Here is a 24,508-nt window from a genome sequence, read left to right on the forward strand (position 1 = left end):
GTTCGACCAGGACGCCGTTCTCGAACCTGGCGCCGGAGCGGACGAGGGCGACGAGGTGGGCGCCGGTGATCGCGCGCCAGCGTGCCTGGGCGGACGCGACGAGCTTGAACACCATCGCAAGCGCGGCGGCCGGGCTGCCGGCGCCACGGGTGACCTTGGTCCGCAGCTTAACCGTGGAGAATGTGGACTCGATGGGGTTCGTGGTCCGTAGGTGGACCCAGTGCTCGGCGGGGAAGTAGGCGTACTGGCGGCGGGCGGTGAGCACGGCTCCCCAGCCGCGCGGTGCGGTGATCAGTACCAGCATCAGCAGCAGCGCCGGGTGGAGGACGGACAGCACGCCGGCCGCGGAGATCAGGGACAGGGCCGCGGTGAGGACGGAGGTGGCCTGGCCGATGATGTTCTGCAGGGACATCGCGCCCCACCGGGCGCTGTCGACCTCCGCGAGGAACTCGGGGTCCTCGATGGCCTCCAGCTCGGACCGGCTGACGATGCCCAGGAACTCCACTGTCGCGCGGCGGAAGACCGCGGGCTCCAGCTTCCCTCCCGCCCAGCCGGAGACGGTGGAGAGGACCGCGGAGAGCGCGGCCAGTAGCCCGACCGCGATGACCGCCGGAGCGGCGGCGCGCAGGACGTGCCCGACCTCGCCGGGCGCGAGGATCGCGGTCAGCGCACGGTTGGTGGCGATCAGCGCGGCGGCTGCCGCCAGGCCGCGCAGCACCTCCGCGCCGATGAGGGCGACCAGGGCCCGGGGGTCGGCCTGCCACGCCATCCGCCCGGCGAGGCGCAGGAAGCGGGGCATCTGTCGGGCCACCGCCCAGAAACTGACCTCCCCGCTGGCCATCTCGTGCTTGGCCCAGCCGTAGTCGTAGCGCATCGGCCCCCCGAACAGCAGCTGCTCGCTGTCGGAAACCTCCTCGGTGGCCTTCGGCGTACTGCTCATCCGGTTCCTTCTGTCGGCGGGTGGGCGCGCGGGTGCGGAGTCCGAGGGCGGGAGCGGGCTCCCGCCCTCGGACTGCGGTGAGTGCTCACGCCGGGGTGATCCCGTTGGTGTCGCGGGCGGCGACCGAGCGAAGGTGCTCGTCGAAGAATCGGCGGGGGTCGCCCCCCATCCGGGCGAGCATCACCAGGGCGGACAGCGCCACGTCGCAGGTCTCCTTGCGCACGTCGTCCCAGTCGTGTGAGAAGCCCTTGCGCGGGTTGGCGCCGAGGGCCCCGATGACGGCCTCCGCGACCTCCCCCGCCTCCTCCTGGAGCTTCAGGGCCTGCACGGTCCAGCGCAGCTCGTCGCCGCGGTCGAAGTGCGCATCGAGCCTGTCAGCAAGGGAGTTGACAATCTCCCAGGTCTGTTCCATGAGTGAGGATCCTGTCCCTGTTCGAATGGGGCGATCAAGCCGATTTCAAATCTGGCGGTTCCCGGCGAGCCCGGCACTTTTCGATTCCCCGGCGGCCCGACCAGCGATGCCGGGGTCGCCCGGGCGCGCTAGTGGTCGTGGGGAGACCCAAGGGCGCGATCTACGAAGCTGCGCACGTCAGTGACGTCGTAGCCGAGGCGAAGGAAACGCTCGATGCCAAGGAGCAGTGCCTGCGCCGCGATGTCACGGCCCCAGGTGTTACCGAGTTCGCCGGACTGGTCGGGGTCGTCGGGGCGGTCATCGCTCCATTCGGCCAGCTTCTCGATACCGAGGTCGTCGAGCAGCACGCCGTGGCGGATGCGAACCTCGCCGACCACCTCCGAGATCGCCTCGAATCGGGTCGGTGCCTCCCGCTCGCATCGCAGGCCCGGTACCCCCGGGTAGAGCTGTGGTTCGAAGACACAGCCTGTGGGCGGGTCGGCTGCCAGGCGGTCGAAGGCCCCGGCGGATACGGCGGCCGATGGGCCCACGGATGTGGCCAGGGTGAAGCAGTGGACGATCACGGATCGTTTCGCCTTCGTGTCGAGGGGCGGCGACGTTGCCGGCTCAAGTGCCTGATGGCGCTGCGTCAGAGGACGGGGCTGAGGACCCAACGGTCTATTCGAGCCGCGAGCTCGGAGTCGCTCGCGGTGCGTCCGGGCCGGCACGAGCTGACAGTTCGGGCCGGAGCGGCCTCCCCACCGCGCGTGCTCATGCACAGGTGTTCGCCGACGGCGATGACCGCCACGTCGTCCGTTCCTGAGGCCTTGGCGATGTCGTGGGCGACGTCCCGGACCACCCGCTCCTGCAGCTGCAGCGCGTTCGCGTGGACGCGCAGCTGTCGGACCAGCTTGGAAAGGCCGCGGACCCGCGCTGCGGGGACATGGGCGATGGCGACCTTGAGGCGGAAGGGGAGGAGGTGGTGCTCGCACACGCTCCAGACCTCGATGTCACGGACGAGGAAGAAGTCGTCGGTGGTGGTGGCGTGGGCGAACGTGGTTCCCAACGTGCCGGGGTCGCGGTCGAGGAACTCGGTCCACCAGGCGGCGACGCGGCGGGGCGTGTCGGCCAGGCCTTCGCGCTCGGGGTCCTCGCCGAGCGCGATGAGCAGCTCCCTGGTGAGGCTTTCGACGCGGTGGGTGTCGACCCGGGGGCGGGCGGGCGAGGGTATGGGCGTCACGGTGCCGTCGCTTTCTTGGTGGGTTACGGGGTCGGGTCAGGCGGCCTTGAGGCCGATTCCGGCCCAGGTCGCCGTGTCGGTGCTCGCAGCGTCGCCGGTGTTCCAGCTGCCGGCCGGCGCTAGGCCGGGCGGCAGAAGGACCAGGCCGTCGAGCAGATCGTGAAGCCGGTGCGCGTTGCGCAGGTGCAGCGTGGGGTCGTTGTCCGCGACGGCGTCCGCTTGGGCTCGCCGGATCGCGGGTACGTGGTCGGCGGTCGGATGGGTGATGGACACTGTGCTGCCGGCGGGGAGAGGGGAGACGAGTCCGTGCAGAGTGTGGCGGACGGCGTCGTCGTCCGGAATCCAGTGCAGGGTGGCGTGGACGCTGACGGCGATCGGGCTGGTCGGGTCCAGGTGGTCAGCCACCTCCGGTGCAGAGAAGAGTCTGTCGGTGTCGAGGAGGTCGGCCGTCAGGGTCCGGACGGCATCGCCGGGGGTCAGGTGGGCGCGGGCGTGGTTCATGCCGAGCGGGTCGAAGTCGACGTAGGTGGTGCGCACCGTGTCGGGTCCCGGCATACGGCCGCAGTCGTGCGGTGGATGGTCGGCGGCGGAACCAGGAGGTGCTGTCGTTGTAGGTGGCGGCGCTGGTCTCCATGTGATGCTCCAGGACGAGGGGCGCGCGAAGGCCGCCCGCACCGGCCGGTCGGCGCTTGGCGGCCCTCACGGGGGTAGAGCTGGGTGGCGCCGGGCAGGCAGCCGAGGAGCGGCACGGCGGTGAATGCCTCGCCGTAGCCGGCTCCGATGCGCGCTCCCCAGAGCCGGCCGAGGGTCTCGGCCATCGGCCCGACATGCTCCTCGATCGGCTGGCTGACGTGCCGTCGCAGGGCTGCCATCTTGGTGTCGAACGTCGCGGTGACGTCCACGATCACGTCGGCGCGCACGGGGCCGTCGAGGGTGAGGGAGTTGTAGCTGTCGCACGTGTAGAAGCGCCTGGGCCGGCCGGTGGCGATCCTGGGCTCGGGCAGTGCGGCGAGCACGGTGGTGGCGACGGCGCGGTGTTCGGGGTGGACGTCGTTGAGCGGGTGCGTGATGACGACCTCGGGAAGGGTCTCCAGCAGCAGCCGGTGGACCGCCTCCTCGTCGAGCCGGTCGAGTTGCCGCAGCTACGCGCCGAGGACGGCGGCTCCCTCGCGTGCTTCGGCGTCGCGCTCCACGTCGCGGCAGGGTACGGCGATGGTGACCGTGGCGTGCCGGGCGTGGAGGGCCAGAGTGGCGCCGGCCCAGAGTTCGGCGTCGTCGGGGTGCGCGAGCAGGGCCAGGACCGGTCCCGGCGCGCCGGCGCTCACCACCGTCCCAGCTTCTCGACGACGTCGGCGGGCTTGGGCAGCTGGGGGCTGACCTCCCCGTCCGGGGACAACGGCAGGACGAGGTCGCGCTGCATGGTGATCAGATCCCGCCAGCGCAGGACGTCGCCCCACGCTTCGGTGACCGCGCGGCCCTTCGCGCCGGTCAGCCGATCGGAGCCGGGGAGGGCGTCCAGGCGCATGCCCTCGCGCAGGAGGCCGGCGGCGACCTTGGGACCGACGCCCTTGACGCCGGGAATGTTGTCGGCGCTGTCGCCGGTCAGGGCACGGAAGTCCGGCCACTGCTCGGGGGTGACGCCGTAGCGCTCCACGACCTCGTCGGCGGTGATGAGTCGCCGGGTGGCCTTGCGCGATCGGTTGATGATCTTCACCTGGTCGGTGAGGAGCTGGTAGTAGTCGGCATCGCGGGACATGATCCGCACCGTCCGGGTCGGGGCGGACTGAACGGCGAGGGTGGCGATGACGTCGTCGGCCTCGGCGTCGTCGATCTCGATCCAGCGGATGCCGTGGAGGTCGAGGCCCTGCTTGACCGGGGCGAGGAACTGAAGGGGCTTGAGCGCCTCCGGCGTCGCCTCGCGGTTGGCCTTGTACTCCTCGTCGGCCGCGACGCGCTCCGCGGTGCCGTGCTCGCCGTCGAAGACGACCAGGACCTCGGGCGCCTCGGCATCCAGGTCGTCGCGGATGGTTGCGCGCAGGAGGGCGAAGAAGGCGAGCACGCCGGTCAGTTCGCGGGTCTTGTCGTGGGAGAAGATCGGCGCGGGAAACCCGAAGGTTCCGGCCCACAGGACGTTGAAGCCGTCGACGAGCAGTAGGGCAGGGAGGTTGCCGACGCGGTAGGCGACGACGGGGGTGCCGACGCTCATCGCCTCCAGGGCCACGAGCCCGAAGGTCTCGCGGTGGCTGAGCACGATCACCGCGGCGGCGCCGGCGAGCCAGGGCAGGACCTCGCGCCAGGCGAGCGCCCCGCGCAGGCTCACGCCCGGTGTTCGGGCCGCCGCCTTGCGGCATCGGTCGAGCAGGGCCGCCTGCGATCCCGTACTGGCCTCGAACCCGGGCTTCGGCGAGCGCCACCTCGACGGACCGGTCCCAGCCTCCGGCCGTTTCCAGGAGTTCGAGAACGCCTTTCTCCGGGCCAAGCCGGGCCAGCACGCGCACCGGGCCGCAGCGGCGCAGTTCCTCGCGCCGGTCCGGGTGCGGCGGCAGGACCACGGGGTCCGGGAGCAGCGCGTTGGGGACGACGCGCAGGTTGCGTGGCTGCCAGCCGGCCAGCTCGCCGAGGACGGTGTCGGATGGGACGAGGACGCGGGTGGCGCGGGCGAAGGCGGGGCCGGCGTCGAGGACGGCGGGCTTGACATGGGCGGCGAGCGTGCGGCGGACGTGGCCGGGGAAGTCGCCGCGCAGGCGCCCCAGGCCCCACAGCGCGTCGGTGAACAGGACGGTGTCGAGGCGGTGGGTGGTGATCAGGTCGCGGATCTGGCGGGCGAGTGTGCTGTCCTGCGCGGTGACGGCCCGGCGCAGGACGTCGTCCTCGCAGGGGAAGGTGACGTTGTCGAGCCGCAGGCGCTCGACGGTGACGCCGGGCAGGGTGGGGCCGTCGGGCTGCGGGGCGGCGGTGGCGATCACCGGACGGTGGCCGGCCTCGGCGAGGCCGGCGGCCAGGGCGGCCGTGGCCCGCTCGATCCCGGCCGGGGCGTCGGGGTGCCAGGAGACGAGGACCAGGAGGACGCCCCTGGACGTGGTCAGGTTGGTCACGGGGTCGAGGCCGCCGAAAGGGCCGCCGCCGACCCCCGCCTCAGTCCCGAGACCAACGACATGACCCGCCGCATGGTCCGGCCGCACCCGATCTACCGGCCGAAGATGCCGGGCCAGGCGCTGGGGCCCGACCTTGTCCTCGACCAGGTCGTCCTGCGGCTGCGCCACCCGGACGGCACGGTCGGCCACCTGCCGGTCGTCGAACTCGCCGGCATGCTCGGTGGCCAGCGCGAGGGGCACGTCCCGCGGGCTTCGGCGCACGAGCTGCGCGCCGTCGGCATGCTGCTCGTCGAGCCGGATGGCGAGGAGGGCTGCGTGCTGCGGGTGGTCACCGCCAAGCCCGCCAAGCCCGCCAAGCCCGCCAAGCCCGCCAAGCCCGCCAAGCCCGGCAAGACCGCGGCCGCGCCCACGCCGGCCCGGCGTCCGCTCGCGGCTGGCGGCCTGACCTTCGCTGACCCGGACTGCCAGATCTGATCGCTACCACCACGGGTTGCGCCACGTCCAGGACCGGCTCACCACCTAACCCCACCGCCCGGGGCCTTCCAGCGCCTCCACCTGGACAGTGGTGGTAGCCGGCCCGGCTCCCGCCTCGGATACCGTGTTCCTCTACGGGGTGCCATAACGGATGTGACGCCCCCCACCGGAGGTAGTCAGCGTATGAGTTCAAAGCGCAGCAAGAATCCAGCCCTGCCCGTACTTGATGACGCATTCCGACTCGCGTCGGTCAAGGATGCCGAAGAGTCCACCCGTGACTTGGCCGCGCGGCTGGCCACCACCGAGCTGCGCCGCGTTTCCCACCCGGGCCGGGTCACCTGGGAGCCCACCGATCAGGCTGAGCCCGTACCGGCCCCGCCGACTGTGGTGGACGGTGACGGGGACCTGTGGCTGCGGGACCGGGGCACTGGCACCTGGACCATGCCCGAGTTCGACCCGAAGGAGTTCCCGGCCCGCTGTGGCGAGGTTCTGACGTGGAACCAGCTTGCCTGCGAGTACGGCCCGCTGACCGCACTGGCCGATGACCGCCGCATCGGCGGCCGCCGACGCTGACCGCGCAGTCCGCTGGGATGACCACGCCCCTGAAGCGCCTGTTGCCGGTAGCTGGGAGCTCCAGCTCACCGCCGAGCCCGACGATGGCGGCGAGCAGGCGAGCGTGGTGGTGGCGTGCGACGGCCTCGAGCAGCGCGGTGCGGGCCTGACGCCGGCCGACGTCCTTGGTGCGGCCGGCGTCGGCGGCCCAGCCGGGTAGTGGTCGGCCTTCGGTTGCCGTGGTGAGCGCGGGGCCCCGACTGGACAGGAGCTACCGCACGCCCGCTGCGATGTCGGCCTCGACGGTCGGCGGCCCGACCGCAGGGCCGCCGACCGCCAAGGGCCTGGGGCGGAACAGGGCGGTGCGCGCCGCGGGCAATGGGATGCGGTGCGCACCGCCCGTCGATCCTCGCAGACCTCCCGTGGGGGTCCTTCCTCGACCTCAGGGTGACCGGAGGGGCGGCCGGGGAGACTTACGTGCTGCCGGGCTCCCTGACGGTGCTCACGCCGGGCGACGCGCTTCGGTGGCGTCGGTCGGAGGTCCGTGTTCACCAGGTCGGCGGACTGTTGCGAGGAGGCGTCGCAACGCGGCGTGAGCAGGCGGGCCCCAGGTGGGCTTGCCGCCGGGCCGGCCGTGGACGCCGGCCTCTGCGATGAGGATGCAGGAGAGGGCTTTCAGCAACGCCCAGCCTCGGGCGCGGCGCAGGGTCGGGGCGTCCGGGGTCGGCTGGTACGCCGCGAAGAAGCTGTCGGCGGCGCCGTCCGGGAGCAGGATCCACGCGGCGGCGAGGTCGCAGGCTGGATCGCCCGCGAAGAGGTCGCCGAAGTCGATCACGCCGCAGAGGGTGCCGTCGGCGGTGAGCACGTTGGCCGGGTGGAGGTCGCCGTGGAGCCACAGCGCGGGGCCTGCCCAGTCGGGCGCGGAGGCGGCGTCTTTCCAGAGCGTGCGGATAGCGTGCGGGTCGGGGACCAGTCCCATCTCGGTGGCGGCGGCGAGTTGCCCGGCGAATCCTTCGGCACGGTCGGCCAGTGGCCCTCCGCGGTCGCGGCCGGTGGGCGCCCCGCTGGGGGCGGGGTGGTGGAGGGCCGTCAGGAAGGCGGCCAAGGTGTCGGCCGCGTCCGTGGCGCGGGTGACGGGGGAGCGGTCGGCGGGTTCGCCCGGCACCCAGGTCGTGACGATCCACGGCCTCGGAAACCGCTCGGAGGGTTCACCGAGGCGCTGGGGGACGGGGACCGGTAGCGGAAGGCGCGGGGCGAGGGCGGGCAGCCAGGCGTGTTCCTTGCGCAACAGCGCGTCTGCGGACTGCGTTGCCCAGGGCAGTCGGACCGCGAGGTCGTCGCCGAGTCGCCACAGTTGGTTGTCCCAGCCCCGCGCGCCGAGCCTCACCGGGCGGTCCGCCAGGTCGGGATGCTGGTCGCGCAGCAGATCCCGGACCAACTCCGCGGTGACCTCGATCTCGGTGTGAGTCATGCGGGGCAACCCTAGCCGGACGGTCGGCCGCCTCGAGGACACATCAAGCGAGACCACGGTCCGGAAGACGGGACAGGAGCTACCGCGAGCCCGCGGCGATGCCGTCCTCGACGAAGGCCTCCACCGTGGTGACGACGGCGGGCAGCCCGTGTGTGTCCTCGTCCACAGCGCCGACAAGTACAGCCGGACGGGGCTGGGCCGCAGCGTGCTGGCCGCGCTGGACGGCGAACCGCTGACCGTCCTGGACACCCGGGTTTCGTGCTCGACGCGCTCCTACCGGGCGAGGGGGAGGCACGTAGAGGTGGACGACTGGCTGGCTTTGCTCTCCTTCGGTCGCTTCGGCCGCTAGGCGTACGGGTGGACGGAGAACTCCGGACGTTCACTCGGGAAGTCGTCCGGGAAGAGGTCCAGCCGCAGCACACCGGAGAGCAGTGCCAGCAGCACCCCGGTGGAGCTGAGGGGCAGCCGGGCGAACCGGAGCCATCCGGCCTGGGCGGCGAGTGTGGGCCAGTCGTCCGGATCGCCGACGGGCAGCCAGAACAGCATGTCCGCGTTGTCGGTCACCGCCCACTGCACGAGGTCGTCGGTGGTCAGGCCGTGCTCGGCGAGCAGGTCCTGCAGCCCGGACTGGGGGTAGTCCCGCAGCAGCTGCCGCGCCTCCTTCGTCTGCCGGACCAGGTCCGAACCGGGCCGGGTCGAGCCCACGGCGTGCACCCAGAGGAACTCGTCGAAGCACCCCGGACCGTAAGTGTCGGTCAGCGCCCCGTGGCTGGGCGGGATCTCGAATCCCGCCCGGGCCGCCGGTGCCAACTCGACCTTCTCGGCGGACGGCGGGCAGAGGGCCGTCAGGCTCGGCAGTTCGTTCACGGTGATCTCACAGGTTGGCGAATGTTTTGGTGAAGGACCAGCCGAAGTCGTTGACCGCCTCGATGGTAACCCTGGTGGCGAGCGCCCCGGATTGTCGCAGTGGGGTGTGACGCTCAGGATGACGGTGTTCCCCGTGTTCTCGACATGCGACATCTCCCTCATGACCTTCTCGGCCTCGTTGATGGGCCGATGTTCTGAACCTTGGTCTGAGTGATGATGTTTCGCAGGTCCTGCCGAATCCACCGAACCGCTGGTCGATCAGGTGACCCTTGGACCAGCCTGCCTCGCCACCGCCCAGCTTGACGAACTCCGCCGGGGTGTTCCGCCTGCCCGGCTATGCCCGCTGCCGATAGGCCCGGTCACTCGGCGGCTTCGCCCCGGTGCGCGGTGGCGTGTGGCTCGTGGCCGCTGTCAGCGGCGGGCGGTCTCGGGGCTGGGTGTGGCGGAGAAGGTGAAGGAGAGCAGGGCGGTGGCGGTGAAGTCGTCCGCGGATTCGACGGTCTGCCAGGCGCCTACGTGGTCCGTGAAGCCGCCGCCGCGGCCGTCGAACGCGGCGAAGGGGTTGCCGTCGCTGGCCGGGCACTTGCGCATGCCGGGGAAGGAGTTGAGGTCCTTGAGCTTGTCTGCCGCGTTGGGGCCGTTGACGACGCCGCCGCGGAGGATGTCGCCTTCGCCGTTGAGGTCACCGGCGAGGTTGGCGGGCTGGTGCTCGGGGCAGTGCGGGAAGGTGCTGCCGGCTCCGATGACGAAGGAGGAGCCCCAGGCGTTGGCGCCCAGCGTCCAGTTGCGCTGTTGGGTGGCGAACGCGTCGTAGTGGGAGTCGCCGGTCACGCGCTGGTACAGCTGGGCGGTGGCGGCCAGGCCGAAGGCGTGGGGCACGGAGTCGAAATCGGTGTAGACGGCGCCGGCTCGGAAGGGGTCCTTGGCAGCGCGGGAGCTGCCGTCGTCGAGCTGGCGCTTGAGGTCGGCGACGAGGTCGCCTCGGGTGGCCTCGGTGCTCTCGGTGCCGGAGTCGAGGAGTTTGGCGAGGTCGGCGTGAGCGAGTGCGCTGATGTCGCCGAGTCCGAGGGTGCCGAGGGTGTCGGAGGTGAGGTACTGCTTGGCCCAGTGGCCGGCCTGCTTGGCCCAGCCGGCCGCCCGGCCGTCGTTGAGGGCCTTCGCGGCGAGGGCCATCTCGGCCGCGCCGAATTCCATGTCGTCCTGCCACGACGCCTCGGGGTAGAAGCCGTGCGGGAAGGCGGTGACAAGCCGGCCGCCGGGCTCGGTGTCGGCGAGTGCGTAGATGTGCGCGGCCTTCTCCAGCTGTGCGCGTGCCCGGGCGGGGTTGTCGGCGGCGTCCAGCTGCGCGGCCAGGGCGAAGGTGGCGGCCACGCGTCCGGCGAGATTGGGGCTGATGGGCTTGCCGGGGGGTGCGGCGCGGAAGACCGGGCGGTGCTTGATCATGTAGTTCGGGTCGCCGGGCTTGACCTGCAGGGCGTCGTCGGCCTCGGGCAGGCGCCAGTCGTCGTGGTCGGATCGGATCTTGCCGGAGCCGTCGTCCGTGTCGCCCTTGCCCAGGCCGACCTGGACGTAGAGGGTGTGGGACTTGTCGTCCCACATCTTGTCGAGCCAGTCGAGCCCGTGGCGGGCCTCGGCGGCCAGTTCCTTCCCGCCGACGGGCGTGGTTCGCTGCGCGAGCAGGAGAGCGGCGGTGGAGTAGGAGGCGGTGTGTGTGAACTTGAGGAAGTCACCGGCGTCGTGCCAGCCGCCGGAGACGTCGATCGGGCCGCCGACCGGTTTGAGGGGCGCGGTCAGGACCTTCTCGTCGTCGTCGTAGGCGGGGGTGTCGTAGACGGTGGCCTGGCGGTCCGCCAGGTGGGAGGGTCGGCGCCGCAGCTTGGTGGGGACGACGTCGGCTCCGTCGCGCTGGGCCTGGAAGAAGCCGACGTTGTCCTGGATGAGCTTGCCGAAGAGGTCACCGGCGGGTGCGATGTGGAACTGCGGGGAGACGGCGGTGACGCGCCCGGAGACCTCGACCCGGTAGTCGCCGGGCTCGGTCAGGCCGGACAGGTCCAGGGTGTGAACCGCCCGGTAGGTGCTGTTCCACCGCCCGGTGGAAGCTCCGACCCTGCCGCTGAGGACCTCGTTCCCGGCGGCGTCACGCACCCGGAAGGACGTCGCGGACGCGGGGACGGAGGTCATGAGGTAGGCCTGCTTGGTCTCACCGGGCGTATAGCCGACCTGGTCGACGCGAACCTCGGCACGTGGTGATCCCGCCAGGGCGTCCGATCCCTGTACGGACTGGACGCAGAACACCGCGACGACCGTAGCGGCCAGAGCTGCGGCGGCGATGCCGATGACACGAGTACGAATCTTTGCCATGCCCGCACACTGTCAGCCGGCCCATGAGGCCAACATGAGGACGCCGTGGCATACCCCGCCAGCCCGCACGACCCCGCTTTCCGGCCCGCCACCGGTGCGGACACCCGGCCGTCCCACCCGGGGCTCCGTCTGGCAGCGGCGCAACCGAACACGGGCCCCGGACACTCATCGGACATAACGGCCAATCACCACTACAGCGGCGTTCGCACCCTTTTCGACCCAGTAGGCTCGCCCGTCATGCGCGTACTTGTCCTCGAGGACGACCCCGAACTCGGCCCCGTGATCATCAGAGGTCTGCGCGAAGCCGGCTTCGCCGTCGACTTCGCCGGCGATCTCGCCGACGCCGACTTCAAGCTCGCGGTCAACACCTACGACTGCCTCATCGCGGACCGCATCCTGCCCGACGGCGACGCGCTCACCCTCCTCGCCGCCCAGCGCAGGCGGGGCTCCACCCTGCCGATCCTCCTGCTCACAGCCCTCGACGCGGTCACCGACCGCGTGGCCGGCTTCGAGCACGGCGCCGACGACTACCTCGTCAAGCCCTTCGCCTTCGCCGAACTCAGCGCCCGGGTCCGCACCCTGTGCCGCCGCGGCCAGCCAGCACGGCTGCCCGAGCTGCGGGTGGGCGACCTGGAACTCGACCTGCCGCGCCGCCGGGTACGGCGAGCAGGCGTACTCCTGACCCTCACCGCGAAGGAGTTCTCGGTCCTGGAGGTCCTCATGCTGCGGGCGGGCGAGGTCGTCACCCGCACCGACCTCATCGAACGCTGCTGGGACGAGCAGGCCGAACCGCTCTCCAACGTCGTCGACGTCCTCATAGGCCAACTGCGCCGCAAACTGGGCCCGCCCGAACTCATCCGGACGGTGCGCGGTGTCGGCTACCGCATCGACGACCAGGCCGCGGGCCTGTGACGCCGCGCACTCCCGCCGTCGCGCGCCTGCACCGCGCCCGCTGGGCGATGACCCTGCTGTTCGCCGCGACCACCGCCGCCTGCCTGCTGGTGCTCGCCGTCATCGCCGTGCGTACCGACGGCCGGTCCCGGACTGACGAGCTCGACAACGGCGTCAGCCACCGGGCGGACGGGCTCGCCCGCACGATGTACTACGACGGCGGCGTCCTGCACCTCGACGCCCTGTCGGACGACGACCTGGCCCGCAGCGCCGAGATGCTGGGCGTCCTCCAGGCGCCCGAACACGGCCCGCCGCAGATCCGCTACGCACGCGACTCCCGGGCCGCTCTACCGGACCAGGAAGCACTGGAGGAGATCTGGCAGCTGGTCCAGCACGACCAGGAGACCGTCCTGGTCAGCGCCGAGGCCGACGGCCGGGAACACCAGTGGGCCGCGGCCCCCGTCTGGGACGACGACAGGATCGGCGCCGCCGTCCTGGTCGGCGCCGACCCCGCCCGGAGCCTGGCCGCCCACACCCGACTCCTGCACTGGCTGGCCGCGGGCTGCACGGCCCTGGTGCTGGCAGCCGCCGCGGTCGGCCACCTCCTGTCCGGCCGGGCGATGCGACCCGCCCTGCGGGGACTCGACCAGCAGGAACAGTTCCTCGCCGAGGCAGCACACGAACTGCGCACCCCGCTGGCCACCCTTCGGCTGGTGGTCGAAGGCGGCAGCACCGCACCGACCCGGGCACCCGCCGCCCTGGACGAGGCCGTGCGACTGGTCGACCGCCTGGGCCGCCTGGTCACCGGCCTGCTGGCCCGCGCCCGCGTCGAGGCCGGCACCCAGGACATCGAGCTCACCCCGCTGCGGCTGGACCAGCTTGTTGAACAGACCGTCGAGGAACTCCCCGACCACAGCGGCGTCACGCTCACCACCGAGGCCGCAGTCGTCAGCGCAGACCCCGAACTGCTCGCCCAGGCCGTCCGCAACCTCGTGGAGAACGCCCTGCGCCACGGCGGCGGCACCCCGGTCGACGTGAACGTCACCCCGGGCCGCATCACCGTACGGGACCACGGCCCCGGCATCCCCGCTGAGGACCGCACCCGGGTCTTCGAGCGCCGCGTCACCGGGCCGGCGAGCACCGGCACCGGCACCGGCCTCGCCATCGTCCGCTGGGTGGCCGAACTCCACGGCGGCACCGCCCAGCTCTCCCCGGCGCCCGGCGGCGGGACGGTCGCCGAGCTGTTGCTGCCCCAGCACGCCAACACCTGAGCCGGCCTGCTCGGCGAGCAAGGCGCTCTACGGCACGGACGTAGACCTGACCGGCGCGGGCACCCTCGGCGGCACCGCCCTCGGACTGCCCACCAACACCTTCTACGCGTTCGAGGACACCCGCACCCCCTTCTGGATGGCTGTCTGAATCTCCGGCCTCGACATCATCCTGGCCACTGGCTGCCACCTCTTCCTGCCCCCGCGCCGGGCCGTCATCGGCATGGCGGCCGCTTACGCAGCGTCCTACGCCGGTGGCCTGCTCGTTACCGGGTTCAAGTTGCGCCGCCGTTTGGAAGGCCGCCTGGACGGCAAGCGGCTCGTGCGTACGTATGGGAAGCTCACGCTGCGGCGGGGGCCGCCGGCACCGTCGGCTGGGCGGTGGCGCGCTTCTGCTCCGGCGCCGTCCCTGCTCCGGTCGTCGACTCTGTGCTGGCGCTGGCTGCCGGCGGTGTCGCGATGCTGGTGCTGTTCGTGCTGCTGGCCCGCCTGCTCCGCGTCTCGGAACTGCGGAGCCTGCCCGGCCTGGGCTGACCAGTGGTTGCGGGGCGCGAAGGGCAGGACGGCCGCCGCACGGGTGCTGTGCTGCGGCCGGGCGGGCAGAAGGACCTCGTTGCCCGCGCCGGCGGCCGGCTGCGCGACCGCTTCCCCACCGGGGGTCCTCCCGGCCTGGCCGAGCAAGGACGATCTCGATGTCTACGCCGGGGAGTTCGAGCGTACCGCCCTGACCGGTCAGTGCGCGGCGGCCTCCATGGCCTGTCCGACCAGTGCGATGCAGGGCGGGCAATACTGGTCGGTTGGCGCGTCCTGCGGCTTCACCACGGCCTGGCTCGGCGGCAGCAGACGGCCGCACAGCGTCAGGCCGGCCGAGTTCTTGGGCAACGCGTGCCACATCAGCACGAAGTCGGGCTTGGCCGGATCGAATTCAGCGCGCATCTCGTACATCGGGACCTCCCTGAAGCGGGACTGCCCTGTCAGGCAAACCCCGCGCCGCAGGCACCGCCAGTCCAGGACTCTTCCCGGGTGAACGCCGCCAGCCACCCGTTGGGCTACCCCGAACGGGTGGATCCCCCCGCTGCCACATGTCGGGGGTTCTGGCGCCGATGGGGTGTGAACGGCACTCTGTGGAGGAACAGCGGCCAAGCGAGCAGTGGGGGCGATCATGGGCGTTGAGGCGGGCAGCTGGCTCATCAGGCCGTATGAGGCGGCGGATCGGGACCAAATGCTCGCCCTGATCGAAGCCGATCGGCTACCTGGCCAACCGCACATCACTCCGGGCACCCTCGATGCCGCGATCCGCGCAGGCGGACATGCCGGCCGGAACCTTCTCGTTCCGCGCATGGAGGTCGCACAAGATGCGGCTGGTCGCATCGCCGGAGTCGTCATCTTCGCCTTGCCACCCAGTGACGACGCGGGGCAGATCCTCGCGCTGCACTGCCGCGAGGACCATGGCGTGGCCACCGCGCTGATCGACGCGGCCCTCACGGCGCTGGGGTGGACCAGGGCCGTGGAAGCCCTCGCCGGCCCGCCGCCGTTCGCCCCCGGGAGCCCCGCCGGTCTGGCCGTAGGGCGCCGCTCCGCCACCCGCGCTGTCCTCGACGCAGCCGGATTCTCCACCCACCACACCTGGCACAGCCTTCATCGTCCGCTCGGTGACCGCCCCGGCCCCGCCACCTACCCCATCGCCTCCGTCGCCGACCGGGACGATCCGCCTGGCTGGCACCTGGAGCTGTGCCACCTCGACGGCACGCTCGTCTGCGAGGCCACGGTTGACCGGGCGGCGGACCAGGCCGCCGCCCTTCGATGGATCACCACCCATCCGGATCACCGCCGCCGGGGCCTGGGCCGCCATCTGCTCGAACAGTGCCTGGACGTCGCAGCGGAACATCACGCCCGGGAAATGACTGCCTGGATCCGCGAAACCGACGCCGACTCCGAGGAGGACGACGGCGCTGCGATCCGGCTCCTGACAGCGCTGGACTTCCGGCCCGGTGAGATGCTGCACTCATTCCACCGACGGCCATAACCGCTCACGGAGCCGCGCTGAAGGCCCCTGGCAGAGCGGCTGGCCGCGCTGTGCCGGGGGAGATGCGCACAAGCGCGGTGCCGGGTCGAGTCAAGCGTGCCGGGCTTGGGCCGCACTCGTTCTCCTGGCATGACGCCGGTGACATGGAGTTCAGCCCGGGAGACGGTTGCGGGAACGGTTCTCCGCTTCCCCGATCTACTCGCAGTTGGCCGTTGAGTGGCACAGGGATGGGCGGACGGCGCCCGGCCAGCCGGATGCGGTGTGGGAGGTGCTGATCGCCGGGCCGCCTCCGACTTGGGAGTTCGCTATCCGGCCGTGGCGCGGACCTGGCGCAGCGCGTGGAGCGAGTTCACGCCCTACCTCGCCTTCCCACTCGCGATAAGGAAGGTGGTGTACTCCACGAACAGGGTCGAGTCGATCAACTCCCGCCTACGCAAGGCCACCCGCAACCGCGGCCACTTCCCGTCCGAGCAGGCCGCATTGAAGGTGCTCTACCTCGCGGTGCGGGAGCTCATCAGCCCGAATGCGCGCGACGTCAACCACGTCGCCGCACACTGGAAGGAGGCACTGAACCAGTTCTTCTCACTCTTCTTCGAGGACCGGCTCAGCATCCGATAAGTACAAGGCACTTACACGAGATCGCTTACACGCCCCCGGGTGGTGATGCCCTCGGGCGATCGTGCCCCGACGATCCGATGCGAGATGGGGTCAGGCCTTCTCGACCGCCTCTCGTTCCGCGGTTGTGTCGGCGGCCAGTTTGGATGTATACGTACTGATGGGATGCAGTCCGGCGCCCGGTCGGCCGGATGCCGTGCCAACCGCAGCCGTCGCCTGAGCAGAGTGGTGAATCGCGTCGGCGAAGGAGGTGTCGACAGTGATCACTGAACTGGCACTGGAACGCGTGGAGTTCACCTGCGGCCACTGCTGGCGCCAGTGGAGCATGGACTACGACGTCCAGCATTACCGTGATGACGACGGACGGGACTGGGAGTACTTCTCCCGCGACGGCGTAGCGGTGGACTCGCCCTATACCCCCCAGGGAGCACCGCCCTGCCCCGAGTGTGGGCGCCACTGGGTAGGACGCATTCTGGCCCGCCGACCGATTCCGACGCCGCCGGGCCCGGTCGGCACACCGCGTCAACCGATTGCCGACACCGCGGCTCACCGGCCGGAGCGGCACGGAGCGCCGCCGCTCGGAGCGCGGGCCCATCTTCAACCGGAGCAGCTCGGCCCGCCCGCGTCCGGTGCCGGTGAAGGCAGAGCAGCGGAGACGGCCTCGCCCGTGCGGGCGAGGGATCCGCAGGCTGCCGCCGGTGAGGGAGGTGTGAGGCGATGGCGAGGCTGACGATCGAAGGCGCGGAGCTGGTGGTACGGCAGCGCTGGTGGGAGCGGCTCGCGACGCGCTCAGGACCGGTTCGGGTACCGCTGACGGCGGTGGAGAAGGTCACGATCACCCGGGAGACATGGAGAGTGCTTCGTGGCGCCCGTGAGAGCGGCGTGCTGGTCCCCGGCAGGCTGTGTCTGGGGGTCTGGCATCATCCCGGCGGCCGGGACTTCGTGGCTATGCGCCCGTTCACGGACGTCGTGGTGAGCGTCGACCTGCGCCGGCCGTCGCCGTTCGCGCGTATCGCGGTCCATTCGACCCAGGCGCTGCAGACGGTGGCCGAACTGCGCTCGGCGGTGAGCCGGGCCGCTGGCGCGGCGGACGGGCACGATGAGGATGTCCCTGCGGCGATGCCAGAGCCCGAGGAGCCGTCGCCGGCCTGGCCCAGCCCTGGCGGCCGGAGCCCATGGACGGGTGTTTCTGCCCACGCCTGAGAACTGGCCCGAGCCCGCAAGGGCGCGGGCATAAGGAGGTCGCGCGATGCTGATGGACCGAACGCCTCGCGAGATCGCTGTGGCCGCAGCCGACGAGATCCGTCGCCTCAACGATTCCACCGCCCGAACCAGTGCCTACCCGTTCCCGACGGACGTCCATCACACGATCGGTGCACTGGCGGGCCTGCTGGAGCAGCTTCCCCGCACACTGCATCAGCTCGCGGCCGGCCTGAACGCGATCGACGCGGAACATCTCGCGGTCCTCGAAGACCCGCCCACTCCGGTGCGGAAGCAGGCCGATGTCGCCTTCGAACTCGGATGCGCGATCGCGGCGATCGAACGCGCCGGCACCCATCTGCGCCAAGCGCAGCACACCGCCGCGGAGCTGGTCTACACCGGACCGATCCCGGGAGTCTGACCAACGGCCGAGGCGCGAGGGCGGTCTTGGAGCCGCGGCCCCGCACCCGCGCCGCGGTACGCGGCCCCTGCAAGCCAGTCCGGGTTCAAGCAGGTCGGTGAGGCAGGTCGGTGAGGTTCGACCAGGTCGGTGAGGCCGAGAAGATCGAACACCCGGGCGACGATCGGTGCCCGCACATCCGTGACCTTCAGGACGACGCCTTCCTCCTGCGCCTGACGATGGAGCCGTTCCAGGGCGCCCGCGCCCGAGCTGTCGCAGAATCGCACCTGTGCGAAGTCCAGCTCGACGCGGCTGGGTCGGCGCGCCAGGCACTCCTTGACGTGGCTGTCGAGCTCGGCGGCAGTGGCGAGGTCGATCTCGCCCGTGACCGCGAGGGTCGCCTGCCCGTCCCACCAGGCGACGGCGGTGCGGAAGTCGCTGCCGTTCACAGCCATGGGTCCACCTCCCACAGCCCGTGCTGTATCCACTCCCAGAGGTCGTCGGCGTCATCCCGCGCCCACACCGACGCGCCCGGCGGTTCGATCCGCACCGGGCCCACCCGAACGAGTGGTTCGGCCCCATGCAGCATCGCTGCGCTGGAGGGAGCCGGCGTGGCGCGCACAGGCCCCACGCCGCCGCCTTCCCGGACGAACCGTACGGACACCCGTCGGCGCGCGGCCGGGGGACTGGCCGAGGCGAGGGCGGCCTGCGGCTGGGGCCGGGCGGTCCGGCGTTCGGCATCGTAGGCGGCCCGCAGCTCGGGATCGTGCAGGACCTCGTAGGCGGCGACCACCGCGCCGAGTCGCTCGGTCGATCCCGGCGCGAGGGGGCAGGTGTCGGGATGTAGCAGCCGGACCAGGGTGCGGTAGGCCGAGGTGACCTGTCGCGCGGACGCCGTGGGCTCCACCCCCAGCACCGCGTAGTGATCGCGTCGGTCTCTCGATCCCGTCATGGCGGACCACCTCCCGGGCGCCCCCGGCAAACCTCCTCATAGAACTGGATAGAAGCTTGGCCAACGCTTGTCAAGATGCCCGAAAGAAGGCATATGGACTGATGGGTGGACTCCCGCGAGAGCCTCATGGCCGGCACCGACTCACGAGGAGAGTGGCCCATGTTGTTGCTACGAACCGATCCGTTCCGCGAGCTCGACCGGCTCGCCCAGCAGCTGCTGGGCACCACGGCCCGGCCGGCCGCGATGCCGATGGACGCCTATGAGAGCGACGGATCCGCCGAGCGGCGGCACCGGAGGTCGAGGACCGCGAGGTGGTCGTCGCTGAACGGCCCTACGGCGTCTTCAGCCGCCAGGTGTTCCTCGGTGAGACGCTCGCGACCGACAAGATCAGGGCCGACTACGATGCCGGCGTGCAGCGCCCCGGCAGCCCCGGCGCTCGGAGCCCTGGCAGATCCAGCGACTTGGCCGTGTCCGCGCCCGGGGCGGTCCGGGCTCGCCCGCCCGGTCGGGCTCGCCCGCCCGGTAGGGCTGACCTGACCGGGGAAGGAGTGATCTCCGTCGTGTTGCCGCGGCGGCGCCGGGCGAGCGAGACCCTTTCGGCCCGGCTTCCAGTCCCGCGAGGCATACGCCCATCGATGCGGCAGCGGCGCCGCTGTTGGTCCGCATCCGGCGTCGGAGGGCGGCGAGCTGGTCCTCGATCCGCCGCCATCGCGCCTCGGAGGCCAGGGGGTCATGCGCGCCGGTGGTCACTGTCATGGCGCAGTTGGTTGGTGTGCTGGGCGAGGTCATCGAGGCGGTGGGCGATGCTGGGGTGGTGGCTGCCGAGGTGTGGGCGGATGGCGGCCAGCGGTAGGAGGAGTTCGGCGGCGTCCGGCGCGCCGAGCGCGGTGTGGAGGTCGTCGAGCACGGGGCGGGCCGTGGGGGCGAGGTCGCTCAGGGTGGTGACTTCGGCGGCGAGCCGGCGCAGGTCGCCGGCGTGATCGCGGGCCCAAGCGGTGACGGCGCGTTCGGCGGCGCGCCGGTCGCGGACCGCCCTGACCCGTCCGGCGCCAGTGGGCGCGCCCGGGTCGGTGGTGGGCTTGAGACGTAGGTAGCGGTTCTCGGCGGCCTGCCGGCTGGCGACGCCCATGGGCTGGGCGAGGTCGGCCCAGGTGGCGCCCGAGGCTCGGGCGGCCTCCACCAGCGGGGCTTCCCAGCCGGCGAGTTCGGTGCGCAGCTCGCGCAGCAGAAGCAGGGTGGCCAGTGCGTGCTCGGGGCCGTCCTGGGCGGTGGACGGGGTCGTGGCAGGAGTGCCCTGAGCGGTCCGGACAGCCTCCTCTATGGCCGCGAGGGCCGCGGTGGCGGCGAGGAAGGACGCCGGTCCGACTGGCGGTTCACCACCCGTGGCGGGTGCTCCGGGCCGCTTTCCCATCGGTGTCACTCCTTTGACGACTTTCGGGTTTGTCATCCGACGGATGACATGTTAGAACGGATTCAGGTGAAGCGCACTGGGCACCCACGAGTGATGGAGGTGTTTCGCGATGCTGATGCGCACCGATCCGTTCCGCGAGCTGGACCGGCTGACCCAGCAGTTCTTCGGCACGACCGGTACGTGGTCGCGGCCGGCCCCGATGCCGCTGGACGCCTACCGCGTCGGCGACGAGTACGTGGTCTGTTTCGACCTGCCGGGTGTGGACCCGGAGGCGATCGACATCGATGTCGAGCGGAACATGCTGACCGTGAAGGCCGAACGGCGTCCCCGCCACGAGGGCGAGGACGTGAAGCGGGAGCTGTCCGAGCGTCCGTTCGGCGTGTTCTCCCGGCAGGTCATGCTCTCCGACACCCTCGACCCCGAGGGGATCAGCGCTGATTACGACTCCGGCGTGCTGACCCTGAAGATCCCGGTCGCCGAGAAGGCCAAACCCCGCAAGATCGCCATCAGCCACGGCGGAAGCCGCAAGGAGATCCGGGCCTGACCGCGTCCGTGTGCCGTTCCGTGCCGCCCGCGCCCCCGGGCGGGCGGCACGGAACTTCCCCGCCTCCGGTCCCGGCTTCCCCCGGTCCGGTTCGCGCGCCACCGGCGTCATACGCGATGGGCGGCTGGCACCGTCCCTGGTGAGGGCCGGCGGTGAGATCGACCTCGCCATCGCGCCTCGCCTTCGCCGCTGGCTGGCCGCCGCGCTTGAGGTGCACCGGGAGGTGGTGCTCGACGTGTCGGAGGTGACGTTCATGGACTGCTCGGGTCCGGGCGTTCTGGTCCAGGCCCGCAACCACGACGAGCGGTACGGCGGGCGGCTCTTGCTGCTCGGCGTCGGCGGGCCCGTGGCCTGGCTGCTCAAGCTCACCGGCCGCATTGGCCGCCTAGCCGCCGACCCCTGAGCGGCCCTGTGCGCCGCGACCTGGGCCGGCCCGGACCGTGCGGGGACGAAGGGAGGAGTCGCGGCGACTCTTCGATGGGAGGCATTCCTGGACCGGGTCCAGGAGCGCGGCGAGTACGACACGCCCCAGGACGCCGAACGCACGACCCGCGTCGTGCTGGCCCTGCTCGGCGCCCACCTGGTCGGCGACGTACGCGCGAAGCTCGCGGCCAGTCTGCCCGAGACCTTCGCCCTGATCCTGCTCAACCCCTTGCAGGCCGCCGAACCGCTCAGTCCCGAACGGTTCGTGCGTGCCACCGCCGCCTGGATCGAGGGCACCACCGAGAAGACCGCCGTCTGGGACATCGGGGCCGTCCTGTCCACCGTGGCCGACGCCGCCGGCGACGACCTGATGGAGCGCGTCCTGTTCCAGCTTCCGCCCGGCTACGACGTCCTGTTCGGCCTCCCCGCCCCCGGCCACCGACCCTGACCCGCTTTCGCGCCGCCGCCCACGCCGCGGCGGTCCGCCCTGGAAGGCCACCGCCCATGACCCCGCACCGCCGCCTGATCCAGCAGGTCCGCAAACTCGGCCGCTACCCCAGCGACGAGGAAGCCGAACGAGTCCTCGACACGGTCCTGGTCGTCCTCGGCTCCCAGCTCACCGGCGACGAACGCTGCGAACTGGCCGCCGCGCTCCCCCAGCGGGCCCGCGCCGTCTTCGCTTCGCAGATCCCCCTGCCCGACCCCGTCGCCGCGCCCGCCTTCGTTGAAGCCGTCGCCCGAGCCCTGAACACCAGCCTCTCCAGCGCCCGCTGGGACGCCTCCTCCGTCCTGGCCGCCCTCGCGACTCTCGGGGGCGAGCGGCTCACCGACCGCCTCCTCGCCCACCTGCCGCGCGGCTACGCGCTTCTGTTCGGCCGCGCCGACCTCAGGGCCGCCGCCTGACCGCCCGGGGCAGGAACGAGCGATCGCCGAGCACTTCGCACCCTCAAGGCACCGGCCTCGAGCCAGACCTGTTCACGAAACGCCCGCGCGGTCGGGCCCCACTCTGCCGTATCGCATGCACTGGCATGCCGCAGGTATTACTACCTGTCGCAACAGTACGGAAAAGAATCAGTAACGCAGCGTGTTTGGGTGTGATGCGCGGATTCGGTCGCGCTGAGTATTGCTCGCCGCCAGCACTCTGCGTAACTGCCCAGCTCTCATCGAAGACGGATTCCGCTGACCGTTGCTTTAGGGAGCTACCGTAATTTTTGTAGGCAGCCCGGCCACCGGAGAAGGAGAGGAGTCTTGGATATGCCGGATTCCTTGCCGGCTCAGCACAGCTCATCCGGAGCCGGACCGCTCGATCAGCTGGCGGCGGCGGACCCGGAAGCGCAGAATCGTCCTTAGTGCTGCCCGAAGGCGCAGGCTCGATCGATGTGCACGAGGTTGAATGCATGTTGCCGACACCGATCGGACGCCCTGCCGGATGCTGCCTGCAGGACGTCGAGCGGATGCCAACTGGGTAGCCATCGCTCGACACTGGCAGTAATACGGGATGTGAAGGAGAAGATCGATGGGTCAAATGTATCTTCAGCGATTTGCGTATCGGGATGGTGTGAGCAAGTCCGAACTCGACCAAGCATGGTCCGAAGCCTTTAAGGCCTTCGCCCGGACGGGTAATTGGGGCGGAGTGGATCGAGGCGTGAAGCACCGCCAGACCTTCGGAACGGGATGGGGTGGCTACGTGTTGATCGAAGTGGAGGATCCCGATGCCTTTGGGCGCTATCAGGCATTCCACAATCAGACATACGGCCATGTAGTTCAGGTCACATGGGAGCCCCTGTTCGACATGGACCAGGCCTTCGAGGAGACCATCCGAAACTCGAAGTGAAAGGCAATCGCTGAGCACCTCGGCCGCCTGCGCGATGGGCTAGAACTGACCGTAGCCCGGCATTGTCCGGTGGACGATTTCGTGCGCTCTCCTGGGCCGCTGCGCCGACTTCTTGGACTGCGGGATCCACGCGTCTTGGATAGAGCGGCGTTCGAGCCCTGGGCTTGGGCGACTGTGCCTGCGCTGGCGCGCGAGCGCTGGGTCGCGGTTCAGGCTGATCGACACACCCGTTGCCGCGTCCTACGCTGATGTACAGGCGGCCGAAATGGGCGCCATCACCGCGGTTTCAGACCGTGTTTGAGATCTGAGCGAGGACTCGGTGGACCGTACCGGATAGCCTCCTGCCGTGACCACCATATTCGGCTTGATCATTTCTTTCGCGACCACCGGCGAGATTGGCGCGTTCAGACTCGGCATGCCCGGCGAGGAGGCAGTCCGCCTACTGGGCCGTGATACCGGCCTGGCCGCGCCTGCACAGAGGGGCTCCGGCGAATCAGTCGGATTCAAGGACGGCAGCTTGGAGATCTGGGCCGGTTCCGACAGGACGGTGTGGCTGCTCGGATTCGACGCGGTGGGCACCGAGGGCCGGTTCCGGACCGCCTCCTGTATCGATGCGTCCGCCCAAGAAACCATCGAGGCCCCGAGGTGGGGAGAACTGATCAAAGAACTCGAACAGCTCGGCTGCATGTGGCGCAACGATGACTCCCTGACAATCGACGACCAGCTCGCCATCCGGACTGAAGCCGATGTGGCCATGGTCTTCGCGCGTCCGGAGCCGCCTGCGAACGAGTGGGTGCTCGCAAGCCTCTACAAGTCGGCAGGAGTCTCCTGACCTTGTGACCACGCACCGGCCCGGGTCGCGGGTCGACTGCGGGTGAGGCGGCGGACCATGATGCCGATCATCGCCCAGCGGATCATCGTCTCCGCATGGGCGGGGCTGGTCTCGTAGTCCCTGGCAAGGCGTCGGTGGGCGGTGAGCCACGAGAAGGTGCGTTCGACAGTCCAACGCTTGCGTTGGACCTGGAAGCCCCGCTGGGCAGGGGACTTGCGGACGATCTCCAGTTCGCGGCCGAGGATCTGGGCGGTCCAGTCGACCGGGCGGCCGGCGAAGCCCTGGTTGGCCCAGATCATCCGGACTCCGGGATGGCCGAGGCGGGTCCACAGCAGAGGCCGCTTCGCACCGTCGCGGTCCTGGATGTTCGCCGCGACGACGTGGACGGCCAGAAGCAGGCCGAGGGTGTCGGTGACGATGAACCTCTTGCGCCCCTTGACCTTCTTGCCGCGTCGAAGCCGCTCGTCGCGGTGGGGACCGTATCGGCGGTACGGACGGACTGGGATTCGATCAGGCCCAAGCTCGGCTCCACGTCGCGGCCGTCGCCCTCGCGGACGTTGCCGCGGAGTGAACCGCCCCGTGTTCAGTGGAGACTCGATTTCGTGTAAGGATTCGAGTCATGGCATGTCCCTCCTCCTACCCGCCTGAGCTGCGCCGTCGTGCGGTGCGCATGGTCGCCGAGGTCCTCGGCGACTACCCGAACGAGTCCGCCGCGCTGCGG

At 70.9% G+C, this 24,508-nt stretch carries 31 protein-coding genes and 2 pseudogenes; 17 read left to right on the top strand and 16 right to left on the bottom strand.

Annotated elements, in window-relative coordinates:
* The 8 genes and pseudogenes from AB0J08_RS36935 to AB0J08_RS36970 all read right to left on the bottom strand — a co-directional run.
* Window positions 1-235: pseudogene (locus AB0J08_RS36935) on the bottom strand (IS256 family transposase); the annotation flags it as partial.
* Window positions 236-1,025: 790 nt separating this feature from the next.
* Entirely contained in the window at window positions 1,026-1,352 is a 327-nt protein-coding gene (locus AB0J08_RS36940; protein WP_360642977.1) for a MazG-like family protein, read from the bottom strand.
* A 128-nt stretch (window positions 1,353-1,480) separates the two neighbouring features.
* A complete protein-coding gene (locus AB0J08_RS36945) occupies window positions 1,481-1,915 on the bottom strand; it encodes a hypothetical protein (protein WP_360642980.1) in 435 nt (144 codons plus the stop codon).
* A 65-nt stretch (window positions 1,916-1,980) separates the two neighbouring features.
* A complete protein-coding gene (locus AB0J08_RS36950; RefSeq protein WP_360642982.1) occupies window positions 1,981-2,571 on the bottom strand; it encodes a GTP cyclohydrolase I in 591 nt (196 codons plus the stop codon).
* 36 nt (window positions 2,572-2,607) lie between these two features.
* Window positions 2,608-3,108: an SAM-dependent methyltransferase gene (locus tag AB0J08_RS36955; RefSeq protein WP_360642985.1), complete on the bottom strand. Its 501-nt coding sequence runs from the start codon at window positions 3,106-3,108 to the stop codon at window positions 2,608-2,610.
* Window positions 3,069-3,587 carry a hypothetical protein gene (locus AB0J08_RS36960; protein WP_360642988.1) on the bottom strand — a complete coding sequence of 173 codons (519 nt, stop codon included), beginning with the start codon at window positions 3,585-3,587 and terminating at the stop codon, window positions 3,069-3,071. Before AB0J08_RS36960 ends, AB0J08_RS36955 begins: the two co-directional genes overlap by 40 nt.
* A gap of 126 nt (window positions 3,588-3,713) precedes the next feature.
* Complete coding sequence (locus tag AB0J08_RS36965) at window positions 3,714-3,899, bottom strand: hypothetical protein (protein ID WP_360642991.1); 186 nt, start codon at window positions 3,897-3,899, stop codon at window positions 3,714-3,716.
* Window positions 3,893-4,891 (bottom strand): 5'-3' exonuclease H3TH domain-containing protein, encoded by a 999-nt coding sequence (locus AB0J08_RS36970; protein WP_360642994.1) that lies wholly within the window; start codon window positions 4,889-4,891, stop codon window positions 3,893-3,895. Before AB0J08_RS36970 ends, AB0J08_RS36965 begins: the two co-directional genes overlap by 7 nt.
* A 22-nt stretch (window positions 4,892-4,913) precedes the next feature.
* Here AB0J08_RS36970 and AB0J08_RS36975 point away from each other — a divergent pair, with 22 nt between their 5' ends.
* Together AB0J08_RS36975 and AB0J08_RS36980 are read left to right on the top strand one after the other, a co-directional pair.
* The gene (locus AB0J08_RS36975; protein ID WP_360642997.1) at window positions 4,914-6,140 is read left to right on the top strand and encodes a hypothetical protein; all 1,227 of its coding nucleotides are present in this window, start codon (window positions 4,914-4,916) and stop codon (window positions 6,138-6,140) included.
* 153 nt (window positions 6,141-6,293) lie between these two features.
* Window positions 6,294-6,713: a hypothetical protein gene (locus tag AB0J08_RS36980; protein ID WP_360643000.1), complete on the top strand. Its 420-nt coding sequence runs from the start codon at window positions 6,294-6,296 to the stop codon at window positions 6,711-6,713.
* A 481-nt stretch (window positions 6,714-7,194) separates the two neighbouring features.
* Here AB0J08_RS36980 and AB0J08_RS36985 read toward each other — a convergent pair whose 3' ends face one another.
* Window positions 7,195-8,163 (bottom strand): aminoglycoside phosphotransferase family protein, encoded by a 969-nt coding sequence (locus tag AB0J08_RS36985; protein WP_360643003.1) that lies wholly within the window; start codon window positions 8,161-8,163, stop codon window positions 7,195-7,197.
* A gap of 148 nt (window positions 8,164-8,311) precedes the next feature.
* Here AB0J08_RS36985 and AB0J08_RS36990 point away from each other — a divergent pair, with 148 nt between their 5' ends.
* A complete protein-coding gene (locus AB0J08_RS36990; protein ID WP_360643006.1) occupies window positions 8,312-8,512 on the top strand; it encodes a hypothetical protein in 201 nt (66 codons plus the stop codon).
* Here AB0J08_RS36990 and AB0J08_RS36995 read toward each other — a convergent pair.
* Window positions 8,509-9,030, bottom strand: coding sequence for a hypothetical protein (locus tag AB0J08_RS36995; protein WP_360643009.1), 522 nt, complete (start codon window positions 9,028-9,030; stop codon window positions 8,509-8,511). The genes AB0J08_RS36990 and AB0J08_RS36995 overlap by 4 nt on opposite strands.
* Before the next feature lie 411 nt (window positions 9,031-9,441).
* A complete protein-coding gene (locus AB0J08_RS37000; protein ID WP_360643012.1) occupies window positions 9,442-11,391 on the bottom strand; it encodes a glycoside hydrolase family 9 protein in 1,950 nt (649 codons plus the stop codon).
* Between the two features lie 237 nt (window positions 11,392-11,628).
* Here AB0J08_RS37000 and AB0J08_RS37005 point away from each other — a divergent pair, with 237 nt between their 5' ends.
* From AB0J08_RS37005 to AB0J08_RS37015, 3 genes are all read left to right on the top strand, one after another.
* Window positions 11,629-12,303 (top strand): response regulator transcription factor, encoded by a 675-nt coding sequence (locus tag AB0J08_RS37005; protein WP_360643015.1) that lies wholly within the window; start codon window positions 11,629-11,631, stop codon window positions 12,301-12,303.
* The gene (locus tag AB0J08_RS37010) at window positions 12,300-13,553 is read left to right on the top strand and encodes a HAMP domain-containing sensor histidine kinase (RefSeq protein WP_360643018.1); all 1,254 of its coding nucleotides are present in this window, start codon (window positions 12,300-12,302) and stop codon (window positions 13,551-13,553) included. Before AB0J08_RS37005 ends, AB0J08_RS37010 begins: the two co-directional genes overlap by 4 nt.
* A gap of 378 nt (window positions 13,554-13,931) precedes the next feature.
* The gene (locus AB0J08_RS37015) at window positions 13,932-14,084 is read left to right on the top strand and encodes a hypothetical protein (protein ID WP_360643021.1); all 153 of its coding nucleotides are present in this window, start codon (window positions 13,932-13,934) and stop codon (window positions 14,082-14,084) included.
* A gap of 198 nt (window positions 14,085-14,282) precedes the next feature.
* Here the strand turns inward: AB0J08_RS37015 and AB0J08_RS37020 are convergent, their stop codons facing one another.
* Window positions 14,283-14,495 (bottom strand): hypothetical protein, encoded by a 213-nt coding sequence (locus AB0J08_RS37020; RefSeq protein WP_360643024.1) that lies wholly within the window; start codon window positions 14,493-14,495, stop codon window positions 14,283-14,285.
* A 277-nt stretch (window positions 14,496-14,772) separates the two neighbouring features.
* On the opposite strand from AB0J08_RS37020, the gene AB0J08_RS37025 reads away from it, so the two are divergent.
* The 4 genes from AB0J08_RS37025 to AB0J08_RS37040 all read left to right on the top strand — a co-directional run bounded on the left by AB0J08_RS37025 (window position 14,773) and on the right by AB0J08_RS37040 (window position 17,812).
* Window positions 14,773-15,576 carry a GNAT family N-acetyltransferase gene (locus AB0J08_RS37025; protein ID WP_360643027.1) on the top strand — a complete coding sequence of 268 codons (804 nt, stop codon included), beginning with the start codon at window positions 14,773-14,775 and terminating at the stop codon, window positions 15,574-15,576.
* A gap of 261 nt (window positions 15,577-15,837) precedes the next feature.
* On the top strand, window positions 15,838-16,194 hold the full coding sequence (locus tag AB0J08_RS37030; protein ID WP_360643030.1) for a transposase: 357 nt from the start codon (window positions 15,838-15,840) through the stop codon (window positions 16,192-16,194).
* 714 nt (window positions 16,195-16,908) lie between these two features.
* Window positions 16,909-17,394, top strand: a complete 486-nt coding sequence (locus tag AB0J08_RS37035; RefSeq protein WP_360643033.1) for a hypothetical protein — start codon at window positions 16,909-16,911, stop codon at window positions 17,392-17,394.
* Between the two features lie 46 nt (window positions 17,395-17,440).
* A complete protein-coding gene (locus tag AB0J08_RS37040) occupies window positions 17,441-17,812 on the top strand; it encodes a hypothetical protein (protein ID WP_360643036.1) in 372 nt (123 codons plus the stop codon).
* Here AB0J08_RS37040 and AB0J08_RS37045 read toward each other — a convergent pair.
* On the bottom strand, window positions 17,785-18,246 hold the full coding sequence (locus AB0J08_RS37045) for an STAS domain-containing protein (protein WP_360643038.1): 462 nt from the start codon (window positions 18,244-18,246) through the stop codon (window positions 17,785-17,787). The two genes, AB0J08_RS37040 and AB0J08_RS37045, sit on opposite strands and share 28 nt — an antisense overlap.
* The gene (locus tag AB0J08_RS37050) at window positions 18,237-18,743 is read right to left on the bottom strand and encodes a J domain-containing protein (protein ID WP_360643041.1); all 507 of its coding nucleotides are present in this window, start codon (window positions 18,741-18,743) and stop codon (window positions 18,237-18,239) included. Before AB0J08_RS37050 ends, AB0J08_RS37045 begins: the two co-directional genes overlap by 10 nt.
* A 159-nt stretch (window positions 18,744-18,902) precedes the next feature.
* Between AB0J08_RS37050 and AB0J08_RS37055 the strand changes: the two are divergent.
* Window positions 18,903-19,156, top strand: a pseudogene (locus tag AB0J08_RS37055) (Hsp20/alpha crystallin family protein); the annotation flags it as partial.
* Window positions 19,157-19,473: 317 nt separating this feature from the next.
* Here the strand turns inward: AB0J08_RS37055 and AB0J08_RS37060 are convergent.
* Entirely contained in the window at window positions 19,474-20,154 is a 681-nt protein-coding gene (locus tag AB0J08_RS37060) for a hypothetical protein (RefSeq protein ID WP_360643044.1), read from the bottom strand.
* A 109-nt stretch (window positions 20,155-20,263) separates the two neighbouring features.
* Between AB0J08_RS37060 and AB0J08_RS37065 the strand changes: the two genes are divergently transcribed.
* The 6 genes from AB0J08_RS37065 (at window position 20,264) to AB0J08_RS37090 (ending at window position 23,787) form a co-directional block, all read left to right on the top strand.
* Window positions 20,264-20,698, top strand: a complete 435-nt coding sequence (locus tag AB0J08_RS37065) for an Hsp20/alpha crystallin family protein (protein ID WP_360643047.1) — start codon at window positions 20,264-20,266, stop codon at window positions 20,696-20,698.
* Between the two features lie 10 nt (window positions 20,699-20,708).
* A complete protein-coding gene (locus AB0J08_RS37070) occupies window positions 20,709-21,101 on the top strand; it encodes an STAS domain-containing protein (protein WP_360643050.1) in 393 nt (130 codons plus the stop codon).
* Window positions 21,102-21,188: 87 nt separating this feature from the next.
* On the top strand, window positions 21,189-21,569 hold the full coding sequence (locus AB0J08_RS37075) for a DUF2267 domain-containing protein (protein WP_360643062.1): 381 nt from the start codon (window positions 21,189-21,191) through the stop codon (window positions 21,567-21,569).
* Window positions 21,570-21,625: 56 nt separating this feature from the next.
* A complete protein-coding gene (locus AB0J08_RS37080; RefSeq protein ID WP_360643053.1) occupies window positions 21,626-22,024 on the top strand; it encodes a DUF2267 domain-containing protein in 399 nt (132 codons plus the stop codon).
* Window positions 22,025-22,679: 655 nt separating this feature from the next.
* A complete protein-coding gene (locus tag AB0J08_RS37085; protein WP_360643057.1) occupies window positions 22,680-22,955 on the top strand; it encodes a hypothetical protein in 276 nt (91 codons plus the stop codon).
* A gap of 346 nt (window positions 22,956-23,301) precedes the next feature.
* Window positions 23,302-23,787: a hypothetical protein gene (locus AB0J08_RS37090; RefSeq protein ID WP_360643060.1), complete on the top strand. Its 486-nt coding sequence runs from the start codon at window positions 23,302-23,304 to the stop codon at window positions 23,785-23,787.
* On the opposite strand, the gene AB0J08_RS37095 is transcribed toward AB0J08_RS37090, so the two are convergent.
* Window positions 23,763-24,386, bottom strand: a complete 624-nt coding sequence (locus tag AB0J08_RS37095; protein ID WP_360643065.1) for a transposase — start codon at window positions 24,384-24,386, stop codon at window positions 23,763-23,765. The two genes, AB0J08_RS37090 and AB0J08_RS37095, sit on opposite strands and share 25 nt — an antisense overlap.
* Between the last annotated feature and the right edge of the window lie 122 nt (window positions 24,387-24,508).

Source organism: Kitasatospora sp. NPDC050463 (assembly GCF_040655255.1).
Lineage (GTDB): Bacteria > Actinomycetota > Actinomycetes > Streptomycetales > Streptomycetaceae > Kitasatospora.

Coding starts and splice junctions, on each gene's coding strand:
- AB0J08_RS36985 (WP_360643003.1), bottom strand. CDS start 8,163: ATGACTCACACCGAGATCGAGGTCACCGCGGAGTTGGTCCGGGATCTG.
- AB0J08_RS37005 (WP_360643015.1), top strand. CDS start 11,629: ATGCGCGTACTTGTCCTCGAGGACGACCCCGAACTCGGCCCCGTGATC.
- AB0J08_RS37045 (WP_360643038.1), bottom strand. CDS start 18,246: ATGGCTGTGAACGGCAGCGACTTCCGCACCGCCGTCGCCTGGTGGGAC.
- AB0J08_RS36940 (WP_360642977.1), bottom strand. CDS start 1,352: ATGGAACAGACCTGGGAGATTGTCAACTCCCTTGCTGACAGGCTCGAT.
- AB0J08_RS37060 (WP_360643044.1), bottom strand. CDS start 20,154: ATGGGAAAGCGGCCCGGAGCACCCGCCACGGGTGGTGAACCGCCAGTC.
- AB0J08_RS37065 (WP_360643047.1), top strand. CDS start 20,264: ATGCTGATGCGCACCGATCCGTTCCGCGAGCTGGACCGGCTGACCCAG.
- AB0J08_RS37020 (WP_360643024.1), bottom strand. CDS start 14,495: ATGTACGAGATGCGCGCTGAATTCGATCCGGCCAAGCCCGACTTCGTG.
- AB0J08_RS37040 (WP_360643036.1), top strand. CDS start 17,441: ATGCTGATGGACCGAACGCCTCGCGAGATCGCTGTGGCCGCAGCCGAC.
- AB0J08_RS37050 (WP_360643041.1), bottom strand. CDS start 18,743: ATGACGGGATCGAGAGACCGACGCGATCACTACGCGGTGCTGGGGGTG.
- AB0J08_RS37000 (WP_360643012.1), bottom strand. CDS start 11,391: ATGGCAAAGATTCGTACTCGTGTCATCGGCATCGCCGCCGCAGCTCTG.
- AB0J08_RS37025 (WP_360643027.1), top strand. CDS start 14,773: ATGCTCGCCCTGATCGAAGCCGATCGGCTACCTGGCCAACCGCACATC.
- AB0J08_RS37080 (WP_360643053.1), top strand. CDS start 21,626: ATGACCCCGCACCGCCGCCTGATCCAGCAGGTCCGCAAACTCGGCCGC.
- AB0J08_RS37035 (WP_360643033.1), top strand. CDS start 16,909: ATGGCGAGGCTGACGATCGAAGGCGCGGAGCTGGTGGTACGGCAGCGC.